The organism is Kouleothrix sp. (genome assembly GCF_046328425.1).
Classification (GTDB): domain Bacteria; phylum Chloroflexota; class Chloroflexia; order Chloroflexales; family Roseiflexaceae; genus Kouleothrix.
In genome coordinates this window covers 84,968-102,725 of sequence record NZ_JAXLWP010000015.1, presented here as the reverse complement: position 1 = coordinate 102,725, position 17,758 = coordinate 84,968, and the positions used below count along the sequence as shown (strand labels likewise).

The 17,758-nt window shown below is 69.1% G+C and carries 16 protein-coding genes; 2 read left to right on the top strand and 14 right to left on the bottom strand.

Annotated features, from left to right (window positions below):
• Positions 1 to 89: 89 nt before the first annotated feature.
• From U0177_RS15370 to ada, 5 genes are all read right to left on the bottom strand, one after another.
• Positions 90 to 2,264, bottom strand: a complete 2,175-nt coding sequence (locus tag U0177_RS15370) for a glycosyltransferase family 39 protein (protein ID WP_409571522.1) — start codon at positions 2,262 to 2,264, stop codon at positions 90 to 92.
• On the bottom strand, positions 2,261 to 4,840 hold the full coding sequence (locus U0177_RS15365; protein ID WP_409571521.1) for a glycosyltransferase family 39 protein: 2,580 nt from the start codon (positions 4,838 to 4,840) through the stop codon (positions 2,261 to 2,263). Before U0177_RS15365 ends, U0177_RS15370 begins: the two co-directional genes overlap by 4 nt.
• A gap of 60 nt (positions 4,841 to 4,900) precedes the next feature.
• Positions 4,901 to 5,791 carry a drug/metabolite exporter YedA gene (gene yedA, locus U0177_RS15360; protein ID WP_409571520.1) on the bottom strand — a complete coding sequence of 297 codons (891 nt, stop codon included), beginning with the start codon at positions 5,789 to 5,791 and terminating at the stop codon, positions 4,901 to 4,903.
• 13 nt (positions 5,792 to 5,804) lie between these two features.
• The gene (locus tag U0177_RS15355) at positions 5,805 to 6,755 is read right to left on the bottom strand and encodes a DMT family transporter (protein ID WP_409571519.1); all 951 of its coding nucleotides are present in this window, start codon (positions 6,753 to 6,755) and stop codon (positions 5,805 to 5,807) included.
• 400 nt (positions 6,756 to 7,155) lie between these two features.
• The gene (gene ada / locus U0177_RS15350) at positions 7,156 to 8,217 is read right to left on the bottom strand and encodes a bifunctional DNA-binding transcriptional regulator/O6-methylguanine-DNA methyltransferase Ada (RefSeq protein ID WP_409571518.1); all 1,062 of its coding nucleotides are present in this window, start codon (positions 8,215 to 8,217) and stop codon (positions 7,156 to 7,158) included.
• A 332-nt stretch (positions 8,218 to 8,549) separates the two neighbouring features.
• On the opposite strand from ada, the gene U0177_RS15345 reads away from it, so the two are divergent.
• Positions 8,550 to 9,224, top strand: a complete 675-nt coding sequence (locus U0177_RS15345) for a BON domain-containing protein (RefSeq protein WP_409571517.1) — start codon at positions 8,550 to 8,552, stop codon at positions 9,222 to 9,224.
• A 256-nt stretch (positions 9,225 to 9,480) separates the two neighbouring features.
• Here U0177_RS15345 and cysK read toward each other — a convergent pair whose 3' ends face one another.
• Positions 9,481 to 10,413 (bottom strand): cysteine synthase A, encoded by a 933-nt coding sequence (gene cysK / locus U0177_RS15340; RefSeq protein WP_409571516.1) that lies wholly within the window; start codon positions 10,411 to 10,413, stop codon positions 9,481 to 9,483.
• Positions 10,414 to 10,623: 210 nt separating this feature from the next.
• Between cysK and U0177_RS15335 the strand changes: the two genes are divergently transcribed.
• Positions 10,624 to 11,067, top strand: coding sequence for a hypothetical protein (locus U0177_RS15335; protein WP_409571515.1), 444 nt, complete (start codon positions 10,624 to 10,626; stop codon positions 11,065 to 11,067).
• Positions 11,068 to 11,259: 192 nt separating this feature from the next.
• On the opposite strand, the gene U0177_RS15330 is transcribed toward U0177_RS15335, so the two are convergent.
• The 8 genes from U0177_RS15330 to U0177_RS15295 form a co-directional block, all read right to left on the bottom strand.
• Positions 11,260 to 11,790, bottom strand: coding sequence for a MerR family transcriptional regulator (locus U0177_RS15330; protein ID WP_409571514.1), 531 nt, complete (start codon positions 11,788 to 11,790; stop codon positions 11,260 to 11,262).
• Positions 11,791 to 11,905: 115 nt separating this feature from the next.
• On the bottom strand, positions 11,906 to 12,595 hold the full coding sequence (locus tag U0177_RS15325; RefSeq protein ID WP_409571513.1) for a class I SAM-dependent methyltransferase: 690 nt from the start codon (positions 12,593 to 12,595) through the stop codon (positions 11,906 to 11,908).
• A gap of 104 nt (positions 12,596 to 12,699) precedes the next feature.
• A complete protein-coding gene (locus U0177_RS15320) occupies positions 12,700 to 12,933 on the bottom strand; it encodes a hypothetical protein (protein WP_409571512.1) in 234 nt (77 codons plus the stop codon).
• 463 nt (positions 12,934 to 13,396) lie between these two features.
• Positions 13,397 to 13,864 carry a DinB family protein gene (locus U0177_RS15315; RefSeq protein WP_409571511.1) on the bottom strand — a complete coding sequence of 156 codons (468 nt, stop codon included), beginning with the start codon at positions 13,862 to 13,864 and terminating at the stop codon, positions 13,397 to 13,399.
• Positions 13,865 to 14,097: 233 nt separating this feature from the next.
• Positions 14,098 to 15,144: an aldose epimerase family protein gene (locus U0177_RS15310; RefSeq protein ID WP_409571510.1), complete on the bottom strand. Its 1,047-nt coding sequence runs from the start codon at positions 15,142 to 15,144 to the stop codon at positions 14,098 to 14,100.
• Positions 15,145 to 15,147: 3 nt separating this feature from the next.
• A complete protein-coding gene (locus U0177_RS15305) occupies positions 15,148 to 15,915 on the bottom strand; it encodes a dienelactone hydrolase family protein (protein WP_409571509.1) in 768 nt (255 codons plus the stop codon).
• A 100-nt stretch (positions 15,916 to 16,015) separates the two neighbouring features.
• Entirely contained in the window at positions 16,016 to 16,639 is a 624-nt protein-coding gene (locus tag U0177_RS15300; protein ID WP_409571508.1) for a bifunctional 4-hydroxy-2-oxoglutarate aldolase/2-dehydro-3-deoxy-phosphogluconate aldolase, read from the bottom strand.
• Between the two features lie 115 nt (positions 16,640 to 16,754).
• On the bottom strand, positions 16,755 to 17,756 hold the full coding sequence (locus U0177_RS15295) for a sugar kinase (protein WP_409571507.1): 1,002 nt from the start codon (positions 17,754 to 17,756) through the stop codon (positions 16,755 to 16,757).
• Positions 17,757 to 17,758: the final 2 nt, after the last annotated feature.

The window sequence follows — 17,758 nt, the reverse complement described above, 5'->3', positions numbered from 1 at the left end:
GATAGTTCGAATATAGCGCGAGCGCGACTGCTGAAGGCGCGGCGGCGCCGGGGCCGAGCGCGCGCCTGGTTCAGGCCACCGCAGGCGCCCTATTGTACCCGAACCTGGCTGATCATCAAGCTGAGCATGCGCGCGTCGTCGCTGCCGGCGAACTCGTGCGCGGGCACGAATGCCGGCGCGCGCAGGCCCAGCTCGACGCGCGACTGGCCGGCGAGGTTGCCTGGCAGGGGCAGGCGGTAGGTGCGCCACTCGCCGCTGGCTACCTGCACCTGGCCGATCAGCTGGCCGCCGGCCCACACTTCCAGCGGCACGCTGCCGGGCCGCCCGCTGGCGAGCCGCAGCAGCAAGCTGCTGCCCGGGCGGAGCGGCGCGCTGAGCGGCAGCACCACGCGGCCGTTGCCAGCCAGCCAGCGGAAGCTACCAAGCGGCCCGCTCTCGGCCTCGGTGAAACCGTCGATATAGCCCAGGTCGAAGCCGCCGCCGAGCGCGAGCGTGCCGGTGACCGGCGGCCGCAGCCATTCGAGCGCCCAGAGCTGGATGTCTTCGCCGGCACGACCCTCGGCGCTGGCCAGCGGCTCGCGCGCGGCCTTGAGGTCGCCCGCGTCGCGCGCCAGCGCGCCGAGCACGACATCGCTGCGCCGCGACTCGTTCGGCTTGAGCAGGGCGCGGCCCTCGGCGTAGCGGCCCTGCGCGGCCAGCGCCAGCGCCAGGCTGGCGCGCGCGTCGATGAACTCGGGCTGAGCGGCCAGCGCGGCGCGAAACGCCTGCTCGGCGGCGGGGTAGTTGCCCGCGGCGTAGGCGCGGTCGCCGGCGGCCATATGCCACTCGCGCGCCGCGCCCGCCGCGACGATCGCGGGGTAGTTGCGGTAGCTCAGCAGCAGCGCCAGGAAGGCGGCCACCAGCAGCGCTTGCGCGAGGATCCAGAGCTGTGAGCGCCAGGCGCCGCGCTTCTTGCCGGGTGGCTGCGCCAGCTTGCGGCTAGGCCTGCGTATGCCCGAGAGCGCCCACGCGCCGTACAGGCCGAGCAGCGTCCAGATCGGCAGCAGGTAGCGCGGCTCGACATGGAAGATCAGCACGGTGAAGAACGAGTAGCCCAGCCAGGCCAGTATGAACAGCCGGTTGTGCCAGCCTTCGCGCGGCGGCCGCGCCAGGCCCACGAGCCCGGCGAGGGTGTACGCCAGCCAGAGCAGGTCGCCCGGTAGCCCGAGCGCCGCGGTGGCGCGCAGCGGCCGGGTGAAGAAGCTGCGCTTGACGAAATAGTCCTCGACGAACTGAGCTTTCCAGATATGCCTGAACGTGTCCCACATTGGCCGGAAGGGTCGCAGCGGGTCGGCGGCGAGGATGGCGCGGGCTTTGGCGAGCGCGTAGCCGGCGCGCTCGGCCTGCGGCAGCTTGCGCAGCTCGTTGATGTGCTTGTCGCGCATGTCGACGCTGTCGAGGTCGAGCCACAGGTTGATCTGGCCGAGGGTATCGACCGGGATGAGCTTGTGGTACACCACGTAGTTGCGCGCCGTCCAGGGCAGCACGACCGCGAGCGTGCAGGCGACGAAGAGCGCGATCGTGCCGAGAAGCGCGAGCCAAGAGCCAGCCGTGGCGCTTGTGCGGCCAGCTTGCGGTTCGGGATGCGTGGCTCGGGCGTGGCGCAGCAGCAGCCACAGCACCACAAACGCCAGCGAGTAGAGCGCCGGCGAGCGTGTGAGCGCGGCGGCGCCGAGCGCCACGCCCGAGAGCGCCAGGTCGCGGCGGCGGCCGTTGGCGTCGAAGCGCAGCAGCAGCCAGAAGTGGAGCAGAAACAGCGCCAGGTACAGCAGCTCGCTAAATAGCACGCTGGGCTGCTCGGCGAACGAATACCACAGCGCCAGAAAAGCCGCGAACCACAGCCCGGCCGCGCGGCTGGCGAACAGGCGCCGGGCGCTAGCGTAGCCCAGCACGATTGTCAGCGCGCCGATGGCAACCTGGGCCAGCTGGATCAGGCGCACGCCCAGCGTGGGGTTGCCGAGCAGCAGCGCAAGCTTCAGCCAGAAGGCGAAGAAGAACACGTGCAGCGGCGGGCGGATCAGCCAGCTGTCGTCGACATACTGGCCGGTGACGGCAAAGTGCAGCGCGCGGCGGTAGTAGTCGCCGTCGTCGGCGGTGGAGAAGCGCGGGTCGAGCGGGCTAGCGGCGATGAGCCAGAGCCGGAGCGCCACGCCGACGAGCACCAGCAGCAGGAGCGGCCAGTTCGGGCGCGGGCGGGGCGAGCTAGCGGGGATGGTGTTGGTCATTGGCTCAGTCGGTAGAGCTGGTAGGTGCCGGCGCTGGCGAGCGGCGGCCCGAGATCCGGCGCCTTGCCGAGCGCCGTGGACCAGATCAGGTAGGCCGCGCCGCTGGCGCGCAGCGCGGCCGGGCGGTCGCCGGCGGGGGCGGGCAGCACCAGGTGGGCCAGCGCCGAGTACTTGCCGATCGGCGCGCCCGGCGCGGCCCGCACGATCAGGCGCTCGCCAGCTTGGAGGCGCGCCAGCGCCTGGGCGATTATTTCGTGCTCGTCGGCGGGCTGGCCCGGAAGCTCGGCGCGGCCCTCGGCGCGCGCGCGCGCGGGCTCGTCGACCGGGCGGCTGCGCAGCACCTGGCCGGCGCCGATCGCGAAGCCGCCCCACAGCAGCGGCAGCAGCAGCAGGGCAGCCAGCAGCGTAGGCGCGCGGCGCACGGTGCGAGCCGCAGCGCCTGCGCTTGCCTGGCCGGCAGTGTTTGAAATGTGGCCCGCCAGCGCGCCCAGCAGCCACACTGCGGCGGCGGCATAGATCGGCGCCAGCGGCAGCACAAAGCGGCCCTGCAGCGGCAGGCCGACGCTGATCGCCACCACGTAGATCGCGACCCAGGCCAGCAGCAGCGCAAGGCCGGGCAAGGAGAAACGTGACAAGACGCCGCCGTGCTTGCTTTCCGGCCTTCCAATCTGGCCCTCGCGGCTTCCACGTGGCGTAAACAGCGCGGCAGCCCAGCCCAGCAGCCCGGCCAGCGCCAGCCAGTTGGCCGGGAAGCCGAGCAGCCGCAGCTGGAGCGCCTGGCCGAACTCGCGGGTATCTTCGCCGCCGGTGCCGGCAAAGCCGCGCAGGTTGTTCCACCAGTTCTGGGCGAAGCGCGCCGGGTCCTGGGCGATCACCTGGGCGACGCCGATGTCGTTGCGCGCCTCGGCCCAGCGGCCCCAGTCGCCTTCGCCAAACACCGCCTGCCAGACATTCTTGCCCTGCTGGCTGTACAGCGGCGCGCCGGCGTCGCGCAGGTTTACGTATAGCTGCGGCGCGACCGCCACGGCGAAGGCCAGCGAGAAGGCGAGCAGGCCCGCCCTGCGTGGATTGTGTGGCGCGCCGGGGGCTGCGCCCAGGCCGATCGCCAGCCAGCCGAACGGCAGCAGCAGCAGGCCGGGGTGGCGCAGCAGGAACGCCAGCCCGGCGATCAGCCCGGCGAGCGCATAGCGCCAGGGCGCTAGCCGGCCAGTGGGCGGCGGGACGAGCAGCGCGAGCGCCAGCGCGCTCGCGGCGGCGAAGGGCATATCGGTGCCGAGCGTGAGCGCGCCCTGCACCACCAGCGGGCTGAGCGCCAGCAGCAGCAGTGCCAGCAGCGCCGGTGCGGCGCCAAGCAGACGCCGCGCCAGCAGCCAGCCTGCCAGCAGCAGCAGCGCGCCGGCGAACGCAGCCAGCAGCCGCGCCGCGAGAAACGGGTTGTCGCTGGCGAGCGGCCGCGTGAGCCAGAGCAGCAGCGGGTAGCCCAGGTTGTAGAAGCCGTCAGCGCGCAGCACGCCGTCGAGCGCCGGGTCGGTCGTTCCAGCCGGGAAGCTGCCGGCCAGGTGCGCCGAGCGCAGCGCGAACACGCGAAAATCTTTCTCAACACCCGGCACCGACAGCGTCAGGTGATCGCGGGCGGCGAGCAGCACCGCGCCTGCCCAGGCCGCCACCCCGCCGAGCGCAAGCGCGTCGAGCAGCGCCGTGCGGCGGCCCAGCGCCGGGGCGTAGCGCAGCGCCAGCGCCGCCGCCAGCAGCGCGTCGATGGCAGGCAGCAGCCGCAGCAGGGGGTAGGGGTAGGGCGGCTGCGCGCGGTACAGCAGCAGAAAGGCGAGCGCCAGCAGCGCCACGCCCGAGCCCCAGACCACGATACCAGGAGGCCAGAACGAAAGGCGCGTACCTGGCGGTGTGTCGCCTGGCAGCCTTGCCGCTCGCCAAGGTGCGGTCAGGAGATACAGCATCCCTGCGGCCAGCGCGGCATAGACCAGCTGGGGCGGGTAGGGCAGCAGCGGCGCCGGCCCGGCGCGGTACACCGCGCGGTCGATCAGCACGCCCACCGGGCGCGGGTCGTCGGGCGAGCGCGGCGCGCTGGACGAGCGGATCTCGATCACCACGTCGTTGGGCTTCAGCAGGCCGCCGCTGATGGCAAAGTTATGCTCCTGCCACGCAGGGCCAGCCGTGAAGCGCCCCAGCACCTGCGCGCCATTCAGCAGCACCGTCACGTCGCGCGCCGCGCCGTCGGGGGCGCGCAGCCGCAGCGACACCTGGGCAGGCAGGCCGGCCTGGGGAAACAGCAGATCGGCGGTGTCGCGCGTCCAGCGGGCGCTGCCGTCGGAGCCGGCCAGCTCAGGCGCGGCGCGCTCGGGGTCGTAGAAGCCCTGGACGTAGGCCGCGTCGTAGCCGCCGATGTCGACAGTGTGGGCGGTAGGGAGCTGGTAGGCCAGCGCGATCAGCAGCGCGCCGAGCAGCATCGCGGCCGCCAGCCGCGCCAGCGTGGCGATGCCGCTCAGCCGCCGCGCTGCGCGTGCGGGGCTGGGTGTGTCGGCCGCCGGTGCCGAGTAGGCTGTCGAATCGCGCCTCATGCTGTGCCCTTGCCTGATCAGGCCGCGAGTCTAACATAGATCAGGGCAACGGGCAACGCGCTAGCGCCGCGCCAGCATCACCAGGCCGACGGCGGCCAGGATGATCAGCATCGCGGCCAGGCCGGTCGGGCCAATATGCTCGCCGGCCAGGCCCACGCCGAGCGCCACGGCCACCACCGGGTTGACATAGGCGTAGCTGGTCGCCAGCGCCGGCCGGGCGTGCGCCAGCAGGAAGCCGTAGGCGCTGAAGGCCACCAGCGCGCCGAAGATGATCAGGTAGATGAACGCGGCCAGCGCGGCGGCGTTTGGCGCGGCGGCCATATGCTCGCCCCGGCCAAGGCTGAGCAGCGCGAGCATCAGGCCGGCGCAGAGCATCTCGGCGCCGCTGCCCATCAGCCCGGCCGGCAGCTCGAGGCGCCGGCTGAGCGCCGAGCCGAGCGACCAGCTGATTGCTGCGGCGAGCATCAGCGCCGCGCCGAGCGGGTTGGCGCGTAGGTTTCCTTCCATGTTCAGCAGCACAATGCCGAGAAAGCCAAGCACGAGCCCGGCCCACTCGGCGCGGCCAGGCCAGCGGCCCCACACCCCGGCGATCAGCGCCGTCCAGATCGGCACGGTCGCCAGCATCAGCGCGGTCATGGTCGAGGTGACCCATTGCTCGGCGAACACCACCACGCCATTGCCACTCACCAGCAGCAGCCCGCCGATCAGCGCGGCGTTGCGCCACTGCTTCCGGCTGGGCAGCGCCGCGCCGCGCCAGCGCGCCAGGCCCAGCAGCAGCGCGCCCGCCAGCGTGAAGCGCATTCCGGCCATCAGAAACGGCGGGAAGCTGCTGAGCGTGTAGCGGATGGCCAGGTAGGTCGAGCCCCAGATGATGTACACCGCCAGCAGCGCCAGCGCGATCCCCAGCCGGTGGCCGCGCTCGGCGGCGGCCTGGCGCCTTGCGAAGAGCATGTTCACAGTGTGCCTATTCGTTTGGCTCGGCGCGGCGCGCCGGGGTGCGGATGATCGCCAGGCCGCCCAGCACGAGCGCGGCGCCGAGCAGCTTGGCCGCGCCAAATGGCTCGGCGAACAGCCAGGCCGAGAGCGTGCCGCTGGCAACCGGCACAAGCAGCGAGAAGCTGGTGGCGGCTGCGGCGCCGCGCCGGGCGATTGCCCAGTTCCAGAGCATGTACGCCACGTACACCGGCAATACTACCATGTAGACGATCTCGATCCAGCCGATCGCCGACACCCGGCCCCAGTCCTGGGCCAGCGCCGCAGGCGTGGCCAGCGCCAGCAGCGGCAGGCTGCCGGCCAGCAGCGTGTAGGCGGTATACGTGGCCGGCGGGTAATCGCGCACCAGCGGTCGGTTCACCAGCCCGTACAGCGCGAACGACACCGCCGCGCCTAGGCTCAGCGCGTCGCCCAGCAGCGAGCCCGGCGCGCCGCGGTTCCACTGGTCGGCCAGAAAGATGCCGACGCCAGCGAGCGCGATCGCCAGGCCGGCCCAGCCGCGCGCGCTGGTGCGCTCGCCGCGCAGCGCCAGAAAGCCGGTGGTGAACAGCGGCACCATGGCGATCAGCAGCGAGCTGGCGAATGGCGATGTCTCGTGCAGCCCGAGCACGAAGCCAAGCTGGTAGAAGGTGTAGCCGGCCAGCCCAGCCGCCACGAAGCGCGGAATGTCGCGCCGCCGCACGCCGATCGGCGTGCCCGGCGCGGCACGGCGCCGCGCCGCCAGCACCACGAAGGCCAGCGTCGTCATCAGCCCGAAGCGCACAAATGTGAACGCCAGCGGCGATAGCTCGGCGAAGGCGTGCTTGGTGACGATAAATGTCGAGGCCCACAGGCCAACCACTACCAGCTGCGCCAGCTCGGGGCCGGCCGCGTCGAGCAGGCCCGGTTTGCCGCGTCCGGCGAGCGCTTTTCCCATGCTCATGCATTCTCTCCGTTAGGCATGTTAGGAGTTACGCACTTACGTGATTCGGCTTCCTCAAACGACGAGATTGAGCCTGCGGCAGCATGGTACTTGCTCATCTTCTGTGTCAATTTTCCGCGCTCTGCGCGAAAAATGGACACGATATGGAGATAGAGTACCGCTCTACCGAAGGCTGAGGTCGCCAACTGCGTAAGTCCTAGCATGTCTCAAACCAGCTTTAACATTTATTGTCCCAAATTGAAGCATACCCAGAGCTTGTTTGAAAAAGGGGTGCGCGGGGGCATAACCCCTCGCACTTCCCTTCTGGCGGGTGGTGGCCACAAATGTGGCCGCGACCCGCCAGAACGAGTGATATTTGGAAGGACGAAGTCGCCCCAAACCGCCCTTTTCAGGAAGCTTCTCAGGCGTGGCTCTCGACGGGCGCCGCAGCTTCGTGCTCGAGCAGCTGGCGCTTGCGCTCGACGCCCCAGCGGTAGCCGCGCAGCTCGCCGCCCTCGCCCACGACGCGGTGGCACGGCACCACCAGCGCCACTGGGTTGGTTGCGCAGGCGCGCGCCACCGCGCGTGCGGCGGTTGGCTGGCCGAGCGCAGCGGCGACTTCGCCGTAGGTGCGGGTTGCGCCGTAGGGTATGGCCAGCAGCGCCTGCCACACGCGCTGCTGAAATGCGGTGGCGCGCACGTCGAGCGGCAGCTCGATCGTGGCCTGCGCGCCGCTTAGGTGGCGCACAATCGCCTGGACCCACGCGCCCAGCGCGCCGTCGTCGCGCACAAGCGCGGCGGCTGGCAGCTCGCGCGCCAGCGCAGCCTCGAGCGCGGGCGCGTCGTCGGCCAGGCTGACGAAGCAGACGCCGCGCGTGGTGGCGGCCACCAGCAGCTGGCCCAGCGGCGTGCTGGCGATGGTATAGCGCACCTGCGCGCCCGCGCCGCCGCGCCCGTAGCTGGCCGGCGTCATGCCCAGGCGCGCGGGCGCCTGCGCGTACAGCTGGCTGCTCGATCCGTAGCCGGCCTCGTACAGTGCGTCGGTCACGGTATTGCTCTCTTTCAGCCGTGCGCGCAGCCGCTCGACACGGCGCGCCTCGGCGTACTGGCGCGGGGAGATGCCCAGCACCTGCTTGAACACTCGCTGGAGGTGAAACGGGCTCACGCCGATCTGCTGGCCAAGCTCGCGCAGCGTAGGCGCGGCATCGGGCTGCGCGTCGATCAGCTGGCAGGCGCGCTCGGCCAGCGCGCGCTGCGCCGGCGGCGGCCCGGCGTCGCGCGGGCGGCAGCGCCGGCATGCCCGGAAGCCGGCCTGCTCGGCCTCGCCGGCCTGGCCGAAGAACTGCACCTGCTCGCGGCGCGGCCGGCGCGACGGGCAGCTCGGCCGGCAGTAGATCCCGGTCGAGCGCACCGCGTAGAAAAACTGGCCGTCCATTGTGGCGTCGCGCGCCGCGACCGCCTGCCAGCGCATTTCGTCGTTCATTGGCTGCACCTGCACTTCCCTGTCTGACACAAGTTACGCGGTGTCCTCCCGCGTGGGAGGCTTGGAGGGCGCAAGCCCTCCAAAATCATCTCTTTTGGCCGGTCGCGGCCACCGCCGTGGCCGCGACCGGCCAAAGAGTTTTCGGGGGCGGCAAAGCCGCCCCCGAACCCCACCGCGTAACTCGTGTATGTGAGAGCCGTTCCGCCTGCTTGTTGCCCCCATGATAGAACAGATGCGCCAGCACGTCTATGCGAATCTTGCGCTTTAAACTTTGTGGCCGGTGGCACGCCGTATGCACAGCGATCGTGGCAGTTCAAGCGAAAGGAGCGATCATGACCGAACGCAGCCGCAAGCCCGCGCGCCCCAGCAGCGACCCCTCGACCGACACGCCGCTGAACCCGCCGGCCCCGCCGATCGAGCAGCAGCTGCGCGCCATGGCCGGCTACCGCGCGCCCGAAGACCAGGGCACGATCTTTGATGCCGACGAAGTCGACAACCTTGGCGAGCTGACGCGCAAAGATATTGACGAGGGCGAGCTGATCGCCGGCAACGCCGACCGCCCCGAGGACGCCGAGACGCTTGAGATGCTGACCGAGCTAGAGCTGCGCGACGGCGAGACCGACGACGCAATGGAGGCGATTGAGGAGGGCCTGACCTATGTGCCGCCGGTCGACCCGCCGACGGTGCCGAGCGACAGCTTTGAGAATGCCGAAGTTGCCAGCGGGCTTGGCACATCCGCGCTCGACGAGCCGTATAATGCCAGCCACCACAGCGATTTTCTGCCCGGCGACGACGAGATGGCCGGGCGGGTGCGCGAGGCCATCCGCGCCGACAGCAGCACCACGCAGTATGTCACGCGGATCGCGATCGAAGCTCGCGGCGGCGTCGTGACGCTGCGCGGCCTCGTCGACGACCTGACCGACAGCGATAACCTGCTGGCGGTGGCCGAGTATGTTGAGGGCGTTGAAGAGGTGGTAGACGAGCTGCGCGTGCGCGGGCTCGACTAAACCCGACTACCCTTCATACCAAATTTGCTTGACTACTTACTCTTTGGTGGGGGTTTGGGGCGGCAAAGCCGCCCTTCTTATTGTGTTGCACTACATGGCGAAGCCACGTAGTGCAACACAATCGGAGTGATCAAGCGAACAGCGTATCAAACACGCCGACAAGGGGATGTTTGCCACAAAGAATCAAAGACTCGAAGGCAACAAGAAGCTACAAATTCTTCGCGCCTTCGAGTCTTTGTGGCTACTTGAACGAGCTTTAGGCCTCGTCGGGGTACAGCGCGGTGCTGAGGTAGCGCTCGCCGTTGCTCGGCACGATGAACACAATCAGCTTGCCGGCGTTTTCGGGCCGGCGCGCCACGCGCAGCGCGGCAGTAGCGGCGGCGCCCGAGCTGATGCCAACCATCAGGCCCTCCTCGCGGGCGAGGCGGCGGGCGGTATCAAAGGCGTCGTCGTTCGACACCTGCACGATCTCATCGATAATGCCGGTATTCAGCACGTCGGGCACGAAGCCCGCGCCGATGCCCTGGATCTTGTGCGGCCCGGCCTGCCCGCCCGACAGCACCGGCGAGCCCTCGGGCTCGATCGCGATCGCCTTGAAGCCGGGCTTGCGCTGCTTGATCACCTCGGCCACGCCGGTGATCGTGCCGCCAGTGCCCACGCCGGCCACCAGAATGTCGATCTTGCCGTCGGTGTCGTTCCACAGCTCTTCGGCGGTGGTGTTGCGGTGCACCTCGGGGTTGGCCGGGTTCTGGAACTGCTGCGGTATCCAGGCGTTGGGGATCTCGGCGGCAATAGCCTCGGCCTTGCGGATGGCGCCGGGCATGCGCTCGGCGGCCGGCGTCAGCACCAAGTCGGCGCCGAAGCCCTTCAGCAGCTTGCGCCGCTCGAGGCTCATGTTGTCGGGCATTGTCAGGATGATGCGGTAGCCCTTCGCCGCCGCGACAAACGCCAGGCCAATGCCCGTGTTGCCGCTGGTCGGCTCGACGATCACCGTCTTGCCAGGCTGGATCTTGCCCTCGCGCTCGGCCGCCTCGATCATAGCCAGGCCGATGCGATCCTTCACGCTGCTGGCCGGGTTGAAGAACTCCAGCTTCGCCAGGATCGTGGCCTGTGTGTCGTTAACGCGGTTCAGCCGCACGAGCGGCGTGTTGCCCACTAGCTCGGTGATATTGTTGTAGATCCGGCTCATACCGCCCCCTTTTGTTGTATTTGTCTATCAAGTTTTGTGCTATTGTACTCACCACGCCGCGATGCGTCAAATTCACTGCGTGGCCGCGCAAAGCGTGCTACAATACAAGCCGCAACAATCGTCTCCTACGCATCGTCCTAATGCTTGGATCGCCGATGATTACCGGGTGCGCAGAGGCGCAGCCGTGAGGCTATCAAGAGGAGCAAGACCATGAGCGAAAATACACCGAACACCAACCCCGGCTCGGGCCAGGACGCTTCGTCGGATCTGTTGAAGGAGCTGCGCGAGATGGGCCAGCAGCTCGAGGCGGCCTTCCGCGCCGCAATCGAGAGCGACCGCGCCAAGCAGCTGCAGAAGGATATTGTCGGCGGCGTGCGCGAGCTGTCGACGCAGGTGCAGTCGGCTGTGAAGTCGCTGCAGAACGATCCGCGCTTCCAGCAGGCCGAAGAGCGCGGCCGCAAGGCCGTCGAGCAGGCCCGCGAGAGCAAGGTGGTGCAGGATATTCAGGAGACGATCGTCAGCGGCCTGGCCCAGCTGAACACGCAGCTGCGCAAGGTCGTCGACCGGATCGATGCCGAGGCTGCCGGCCACACGGCCGCGCCGAGCCAGAGCACGCCGCCCGCCACCGGCGAGACCACGCGCCTCGACGAGTAGCGCTTCGGCGTAGGGCGAACAACCACTTGGTGGGGGTTTGGGGGCGGCTAAGCCGCCCCCAAATTTCTTTTGGTGGGGGTGTGGGGGCGGCTTTGCCGCACCCAAATTTCTTTCTTGTGCGGCGCCCGGCTTTGCCGGGCGCCGCACAAGAAAACACAAGTAATCAAACGGAGTTGGTATGATACAGGCTGGCTATATGCCGAGCTGCTGGCGGCGCGTGCGCTTGAACTCGCGCATCAGCAGCATGCGGATGATCGATAGGTAGTGCGAGCGTTGGGCGGCGTGCGATTCGATCAGATGATCGTGCGCTGAGCGTAGATCGTGGGTCTCTTCCTGCAGCCTTTGGATCAGCGTGCCCTGCACGCGCATGGCATCGTGCAGCGCGTCGAGCGCTAGCTCGTAGGCGTGCTTTGCGCGGCCGGTGGCCTCGGACGCGGCCTCGCCGGCGTCGCCCAGCTCATCCGGCTCGCTCGCGCTGTCGTGCTCGGCTAGCCGCACGCGGATCTGCTCGAACGAAAGCCCCTGCTCGCGCAGGCGTTGCGCCCGGCATAGCACGACAATATCGGCGTCGCCGTAGCGCGGCGAAGGCCGTTGGCCATTGAGTGGCATGAGCCACTGCGCGCCATCGCTCAGGTACGGCGCCAGCTCCAGCGTCCACGCGCGCAGCATCGACACGCTCATGCCAAGCAGATCCGCAACCTCGGCAATCCGATGGTATGCCATGTGCCTCTCCTGTTCACTCTCAGGTACAGGCGCCTGCCACGTGGCACAGCGTCTGAAGTATAGTTCGGCCTGGAATTACTACGGATTATAGCACGCTTCAGGCGGATTGAAAGTATTATTTTGACGGAATTTTGACGATTATGCCACTGAAGAATCGCCCGGTCGACCAGCTATCGATCGGCCCGCCCAGCGGTGCCAGCGTGCCGGACAGGCTTGCAGGGGTATGCAGGATCTTGAGGACATGGTGGCGCGAGCCGTCGTTAAGCACGCGCTCGTGCAGAAACTCGCGGCCGGGTATCTGTTCGGGGTCGGTTGGGGCGCTATCGACGACCATCACCAGGCCGCCGGGCCGGATTACCCGCCGCAGCTCGGCCACGAACTCGGGCAGGCGGGCATGGGGTACGTGGCTCAGCCAGAAGCCAAAGAAGCCGCACTCGAACGACTGCGCCGCAAAGGGCAGCGCGTAGGCGTCGCCGCGCACGCGCGCGGCCTGCAGCCCGTGGGCCGCGAGCCGGCTGCCGAGCTGCGCCAGCATGGCCGGCGCGTAGTCGAGCGCAGTCACGGCGGCGCGCCGTGCCAGGTGCTGCGTCCACCAGCCGGTGCCGGCGGCGATCTCGAGCAGGCGCCCATGGCCGAAGGCCTGCACGCGCTCGCGCAGCAGGGCCACCTCGGCGTGCCAGCGCTCGCTTTCGGCGCGGCCGGCAAAGCGCCCCTCGCGCAGATACCACTCATCGTACTCGCCGGCGCGCTGCTGGTAGTAGGCGCGCATGGCGGCGTCGCTCTCGGGTGTGAAATCGTTGGGCATGGCAACCATATTTCTATCAGCGGCAGTGCGTTATGGAACGAAAGCCGGCAGTCGGCGGTTTTGCCGAGTAGCTGCCGGCTGTGCTCGGCATCGGGCGTATGCGCCTAGTTGCCGCTGCCCTCGAGCTGGCTGAGCGCGCGGCGCAGGTGGTACAGCTCGCTCTCGATCGAGGCGCGCCGCTGGATCAGCGATTGAATTTCGGCCTGGCGCTGGCGAATCTTCACATCGTACGAGCCGATCTCGAGCATGCGCTCGAGCTCTTGGGTGCGGCGTCGCAGCTCCTGTAGATGGCGGGCCTGCCGTCTGGCCTGCTCCGCGCGCTCGGTTACCTGGGGCATGGCGTATGCTCCTTTGCGCGCCGGTGCGCTGTGTGCGCGCCAGCGTGCGCCTCGCACTTGCACTGGTGTGGTGCCGCCTAGGAACGCAAACCACCGCCGCGCCGCGCCGCAGCTCGCTGCCTTGCGAGCCCGCCGCGGGCGCTGTGGCACTCACGACAATCTATCATACTATAGAATGTATGCAAATGGGATATATCTTGTGCTGATCTGACGTCCATCTGATGCCAAATTCGGCTGAACACGTGCTGTTTTTAGTGGGGGTCGGGAGCGGCGAAGCAGCCCCGAATTTCTTTTTGAGATGCCCTAGCAGGCTTCGCCGGGCGGGGTATCACAAACGAAAGTGATCAGACGGAGTTGGCCTGAGCAACTGTGATATCAGTGTCATCTGTCGTGGGGCAGCGGCGCGCGGAGAAACAAAAAGAACCCCTGTGCGGGGTTCGTGCGGTAGGGGCGGCGAGCGGGGCTAGCCGAGCATGGCCGCCAGCTCTTCGCGGTGCTCGCGGGCGTGGTCGACGATCCGCTGGAGCCACTGGCCCTTGGTGTGGTTCGGGCCATACGGGCCGGGTGCGTCGTAGTCGGCCACGGTCTCGATCGCGCGGCGGGCGTTGTCGAAGCCGCCGGCCAGGCGCGCGCCGAGCTTCTCGCGGCTGAGCGCGCGGTTCTGCTCGCGGCGCTGGTTGTTGTAATCGCTCGGATCCATCCAGCCGGTGGTGGGGTTGACGGGCAGAACCGGCGGGGCTTCGCCGAGCACCAGGCGCGCCAGGCCAAAGCTCGAGTCGGCCACGTGCGCGGCGATATCGTGCGCGGTCCAGCCGTCGGCGCGGGCGGACTCGCGGAGCTGCGCGTCGCCGAAGCGCGGCAGGAGATCCAGCAGCGCGGAGCGCTCGGCCTCGAGCGCGGCCAGCAGTTCGTCGCGGGAGAAGGCGGGCATAAAGCCTCCTGATTGTGTGATTGTGTGGTTCGCGTGTGGCGCGTGCAGAGTGTAGCAGCGGCTCTGAGGTTTGTCAAAGCGCCGCGCTTCCGGCGCCGCCCCCGATCATGCCAATTCCGTTTGACCGCTTTCTTTTTGCAATGGCCTGCCCAGCGAAACGGGGCAGGCCATTGCAAACGATACCTCGGGGGCGGCGCAGCCGAAACTGCAACAAACGGTCGTATGGGCAGGTTTTACGCGACCCCAAGCCGAAACACCGTTGTGTGGCGGTACCGTTCGCCGGGCCGCAGCACCGTGCTGGGGAACTGCGGCTGGTTTGGCGAGTCGGGGAAGTGCTGCGTCTCCAGGCACAGCCCGGCATGCTTGGCATATGCCTGGCCGCCCTTGCCCACGAGCGTGCCGTCGAGGAAGTTGCCCGAGTAGAACTGCACGCCCGGCTGGGTGGTGTACACCTCTAGCACGCGGCCGCTGGCTGGGTCGGCCACGCGCGCGGCAAAGGCCAGGCCCGCGCCGTCGAGCACCCAGGTGTGGTCGTAGCCGCCGTTGGCGATGGCGATCTGCTCATCGGCGGCGGCGATACGCGCGCCAATCGGCGTGGGGGCGCGGAAGTCCATCGGCGTGCCGTCCACCGGGCGCAGCTCGCCGGTGGGGATGAGGTTGGCGTTCACCGGCACAAAGCGCGTGGCCGCCAGCTCAAGCGTGTGGCCGAGCACGTCGCCGGCGCCGGCAAGGTTGAAGTAGGCGTGGTTGGTCAGGTTCACCACCGTCGGCCTGTCGGCGGTCGCGTCGTAGTCGATCCGCAGCTCGTTGGCCGCAGTGAGCGTATACGTCACCGTGGCCGCCAGCGCGCCGGGAAAGCCCTGGTCGCCGTCGGGGCTGAGGTGCTGCAGCGCCAGGCTAGGCTCGGCGCCATCGCTCAGCACCTCGGTGCGCCAGACCGCGCGGTCGAAGCCGATCGGCCCGCCGTGCAGGTTGTTCGGGCCATTGTTGCGCCCCAGCGTGTAGGTGGCACCGTCGAGCGTGAAGCGCCCCTCGGCGATGCGGTTGCCGTAGCGGCCGATCAGCGCGCCTATGTACGGCTGCGCGCCCAGGTATGGCTCCAGCTCGTCGAAGCCCAGCAGGATGTCGGCGGTGCGGCCGTGGCGGTCGGGCGCGCGCAGCGCCAGCAGCGTCCCGCCGTAGGTCATGATCTCGGCGGCGATGCCGGTGTCGTTTGTCAGCGTATAGCGCTGAACCGGGGCGCCCTCGGCGGTGCCGAAATCGGCGCGTGTGATGCCCATGGGCTATGTTCCTGCCGCGCTATGCCCGGCGATAAAGCCCAGCACCTGCTGCCAGGCGTCGGCCGAAGCCTCGGCGAACTCGGTGGCCCGCCGGTCGAAGAAGCTGTGTGGCGCGCCAGGGTAGAGCTTGATCGTATGCTCGACACCGGTCGCGTCGAGGCACCGGTCGAACTCCTCGACCTGCTCGGCCGGGATGCCCTGGTCGGCGGCGCCGAACAGCCCGAGCGCGGGCGTGCGCAGCTGGATGGCGCGGTCGAGCAGCGTGCCTTCGCCCATATCGCGCGACATCCCGGCGTAGAAGCCGATCACGCCGGCCAGGCCGGTCTCGCGCATGCCGCAGAAGAACGACTGCGTGCCGCCGAAGCAGAAGCCGACGCTGAAGCTGGCCGTGCCGGCGCCGGCCTGGGCGCGCAGGTGCGCCAGCGCCGCGTCGACATCGGCGGCGATGGTTGCCCCACGGATCTGCTGCACGTGCGGCCAGAACTCAAACGAGTCGTCGCGCCCGGTGAGGCCGGCGGTGCGGCCGAAGTAGTCGAACGCGAGCGCCGCCAGGCCCACCTCGGCGAAGCGCAGCGCCAGCTCCTTGTAGAACTGGTGCAGGCCGCGGATGTCGGGCAGGATCAGCACGGCAGCGCTGGCGGCGCGCTCGGGCAGCGCCAGAAACGCGGCGAAGCGGTTGCCATCGGCGGCCGTGAGCACCAGGTCTTCCGAGCGTGTCGCGCCGATTGGGCCGGGCGGGCCAGGTGGCCGGGCGTTGTCGTCGTAGCACATGCAGGTTTTCCTTTCAGCAACGTATGAGATTTTATCGAAAATAAGGGAGCCGGAGCGGCAAAGCCCCCCACACCCCCACTATTGTTATTTCCAATGAAATCTATCGTACGGCGGCGGCGCACTCGCGCGCGGCCGAGGTGATCTGCTCGAACGCGCCGCTGGCGACCGCCTGCTTCGCCACCAGGTTGCCGCCAATGCCCAGCGCCGCCGCGCCGGCCGCCAGGTACTCGCGGGCGTTGGCCGCGCTGACGCCGCCGGTTGGCACCAGCTTGAGGAACGGCAGCGGCGCCAGCACGTCTTTCAGGTAGTTTGGGCCGCCGAGCCGCGCCGGGAACAGCTTCACCAGCGCGGCGCCGGCCTCGTGGGCTTCGAGCAGCTCGGTTGGCGTCAGCCCGCCCGCGAGCGCCAGCACATTGCGGTTCACGCATGCAGCGATGACCGAGGTGCGCAGCGCCGGCGTCACCACGAACTCCGCGCCGCCGTCGATCGCCGCCACGGCCTCTTCGGGCCGCAGCACGCTGCCCACGCCGACGCAGGCCGCCGCGCCGAGCGCCGCGCGCACCCGCCCGATCGCCGCGACCGCGCCCTTGCCGGTCAGCGTGAACTCAAGCACGTCGATGCCGCCGTCCACCAGCGCGCGCGCTACCTCGATTGCCTGGTCGTAGTCGTCGAGCCGCACGATCGCGACGATCTTCGATTGGAGGATCTTTTCGGTTGGGTTCATGAGCTTTCCTTTATTGGCTGCGCAGCTGGCGTGCTCAGCCTGCGGCAGAGCAGTGGGGGTTCGGGTGCGCCAAAGCCGCCCCTGAAAACTTCCTTTAAAGTCTAATGAAGCGTGCCTAGCGCGCGATATCGCGCTGCTGCTGGCCCATCACCGTATTCAGCTCGGCCCGGCTTGTCAGCACGCAGTCGCCGTACTGCGAGAGCGCGATCGCCGCCAGCGCCACGCCGCGCCGCAGCCCCTCGCGCAGCGCGCCGCCGAGCCCCGGCCCGGCCGGGTCGGCGGCGTCGAGCCAGCCGTCGAGCACGCCGGCCGCGAAGGCATCGCCGCTGCCGATCCGGTCGACGATCTGCACCGGCAGGGCCGGCTGGCGCACAAACGTCTCGCCCGACAGCAGCGCCGCGCCCTGCTCGCCGAATGTGCTCACCACCGCCTGGGCGCGCGTCAGCGCCTGCAGCCCGGCCATCAGCTCGTGCGGCTCGCCCGCGCAGCCAAACAGCAGCGTGGCGTCGCTGCTCTTGCAGAACAGCAGGTCGGCCTCGGCGATCAGCGGCCGCAGCTTAGCCCCGGCTGTTGCCGCGTCCCACAGCCGCGCGCGGTAGTTCACGTCGAAGCTCACCAGCACGCCCGCCTGGCGCGCGCGCGCGATCGCCTCGGCAAGCACGGCGTAGCAGCTGTCGCTGAGCGCGGCGGTGATGCCGGTGAGGTGCAGCACGCGCGTGTCGAGCAGGTAGCCCCAGTCGATATCGTCGACGGTCATGCGCGCGGCGGCCGAGTCGGCCCGGTCGTAGATCACCTGGATGGCGCGCGGCTGCGTGGCGTACTCGATGAAGTAGGTGCCCAGGCGCTCGTTTGGCACGCGCCGCACCGCCGACACGTCCACGCCATCGGCGCGGTAGGTGCGCACCACCGCGCTGCCGAGCGCGTGGTCGGGCAGCCTGCCGACCCAGGCCGAGCGCCGGCCCAGCCGCGCCAGCGCCACGCACAGGTTGCCCTCCGCGCCGCCGATCGTCAGGTCGAGCGATTGGGCCGCGTCGAGCCGCGCGCCGATCGGCACGCTCATGCGCAGCATCGACTCGCCGAGGCTGACTACGTCGAAGCGCTTGTTTTGTTTGTTCATTG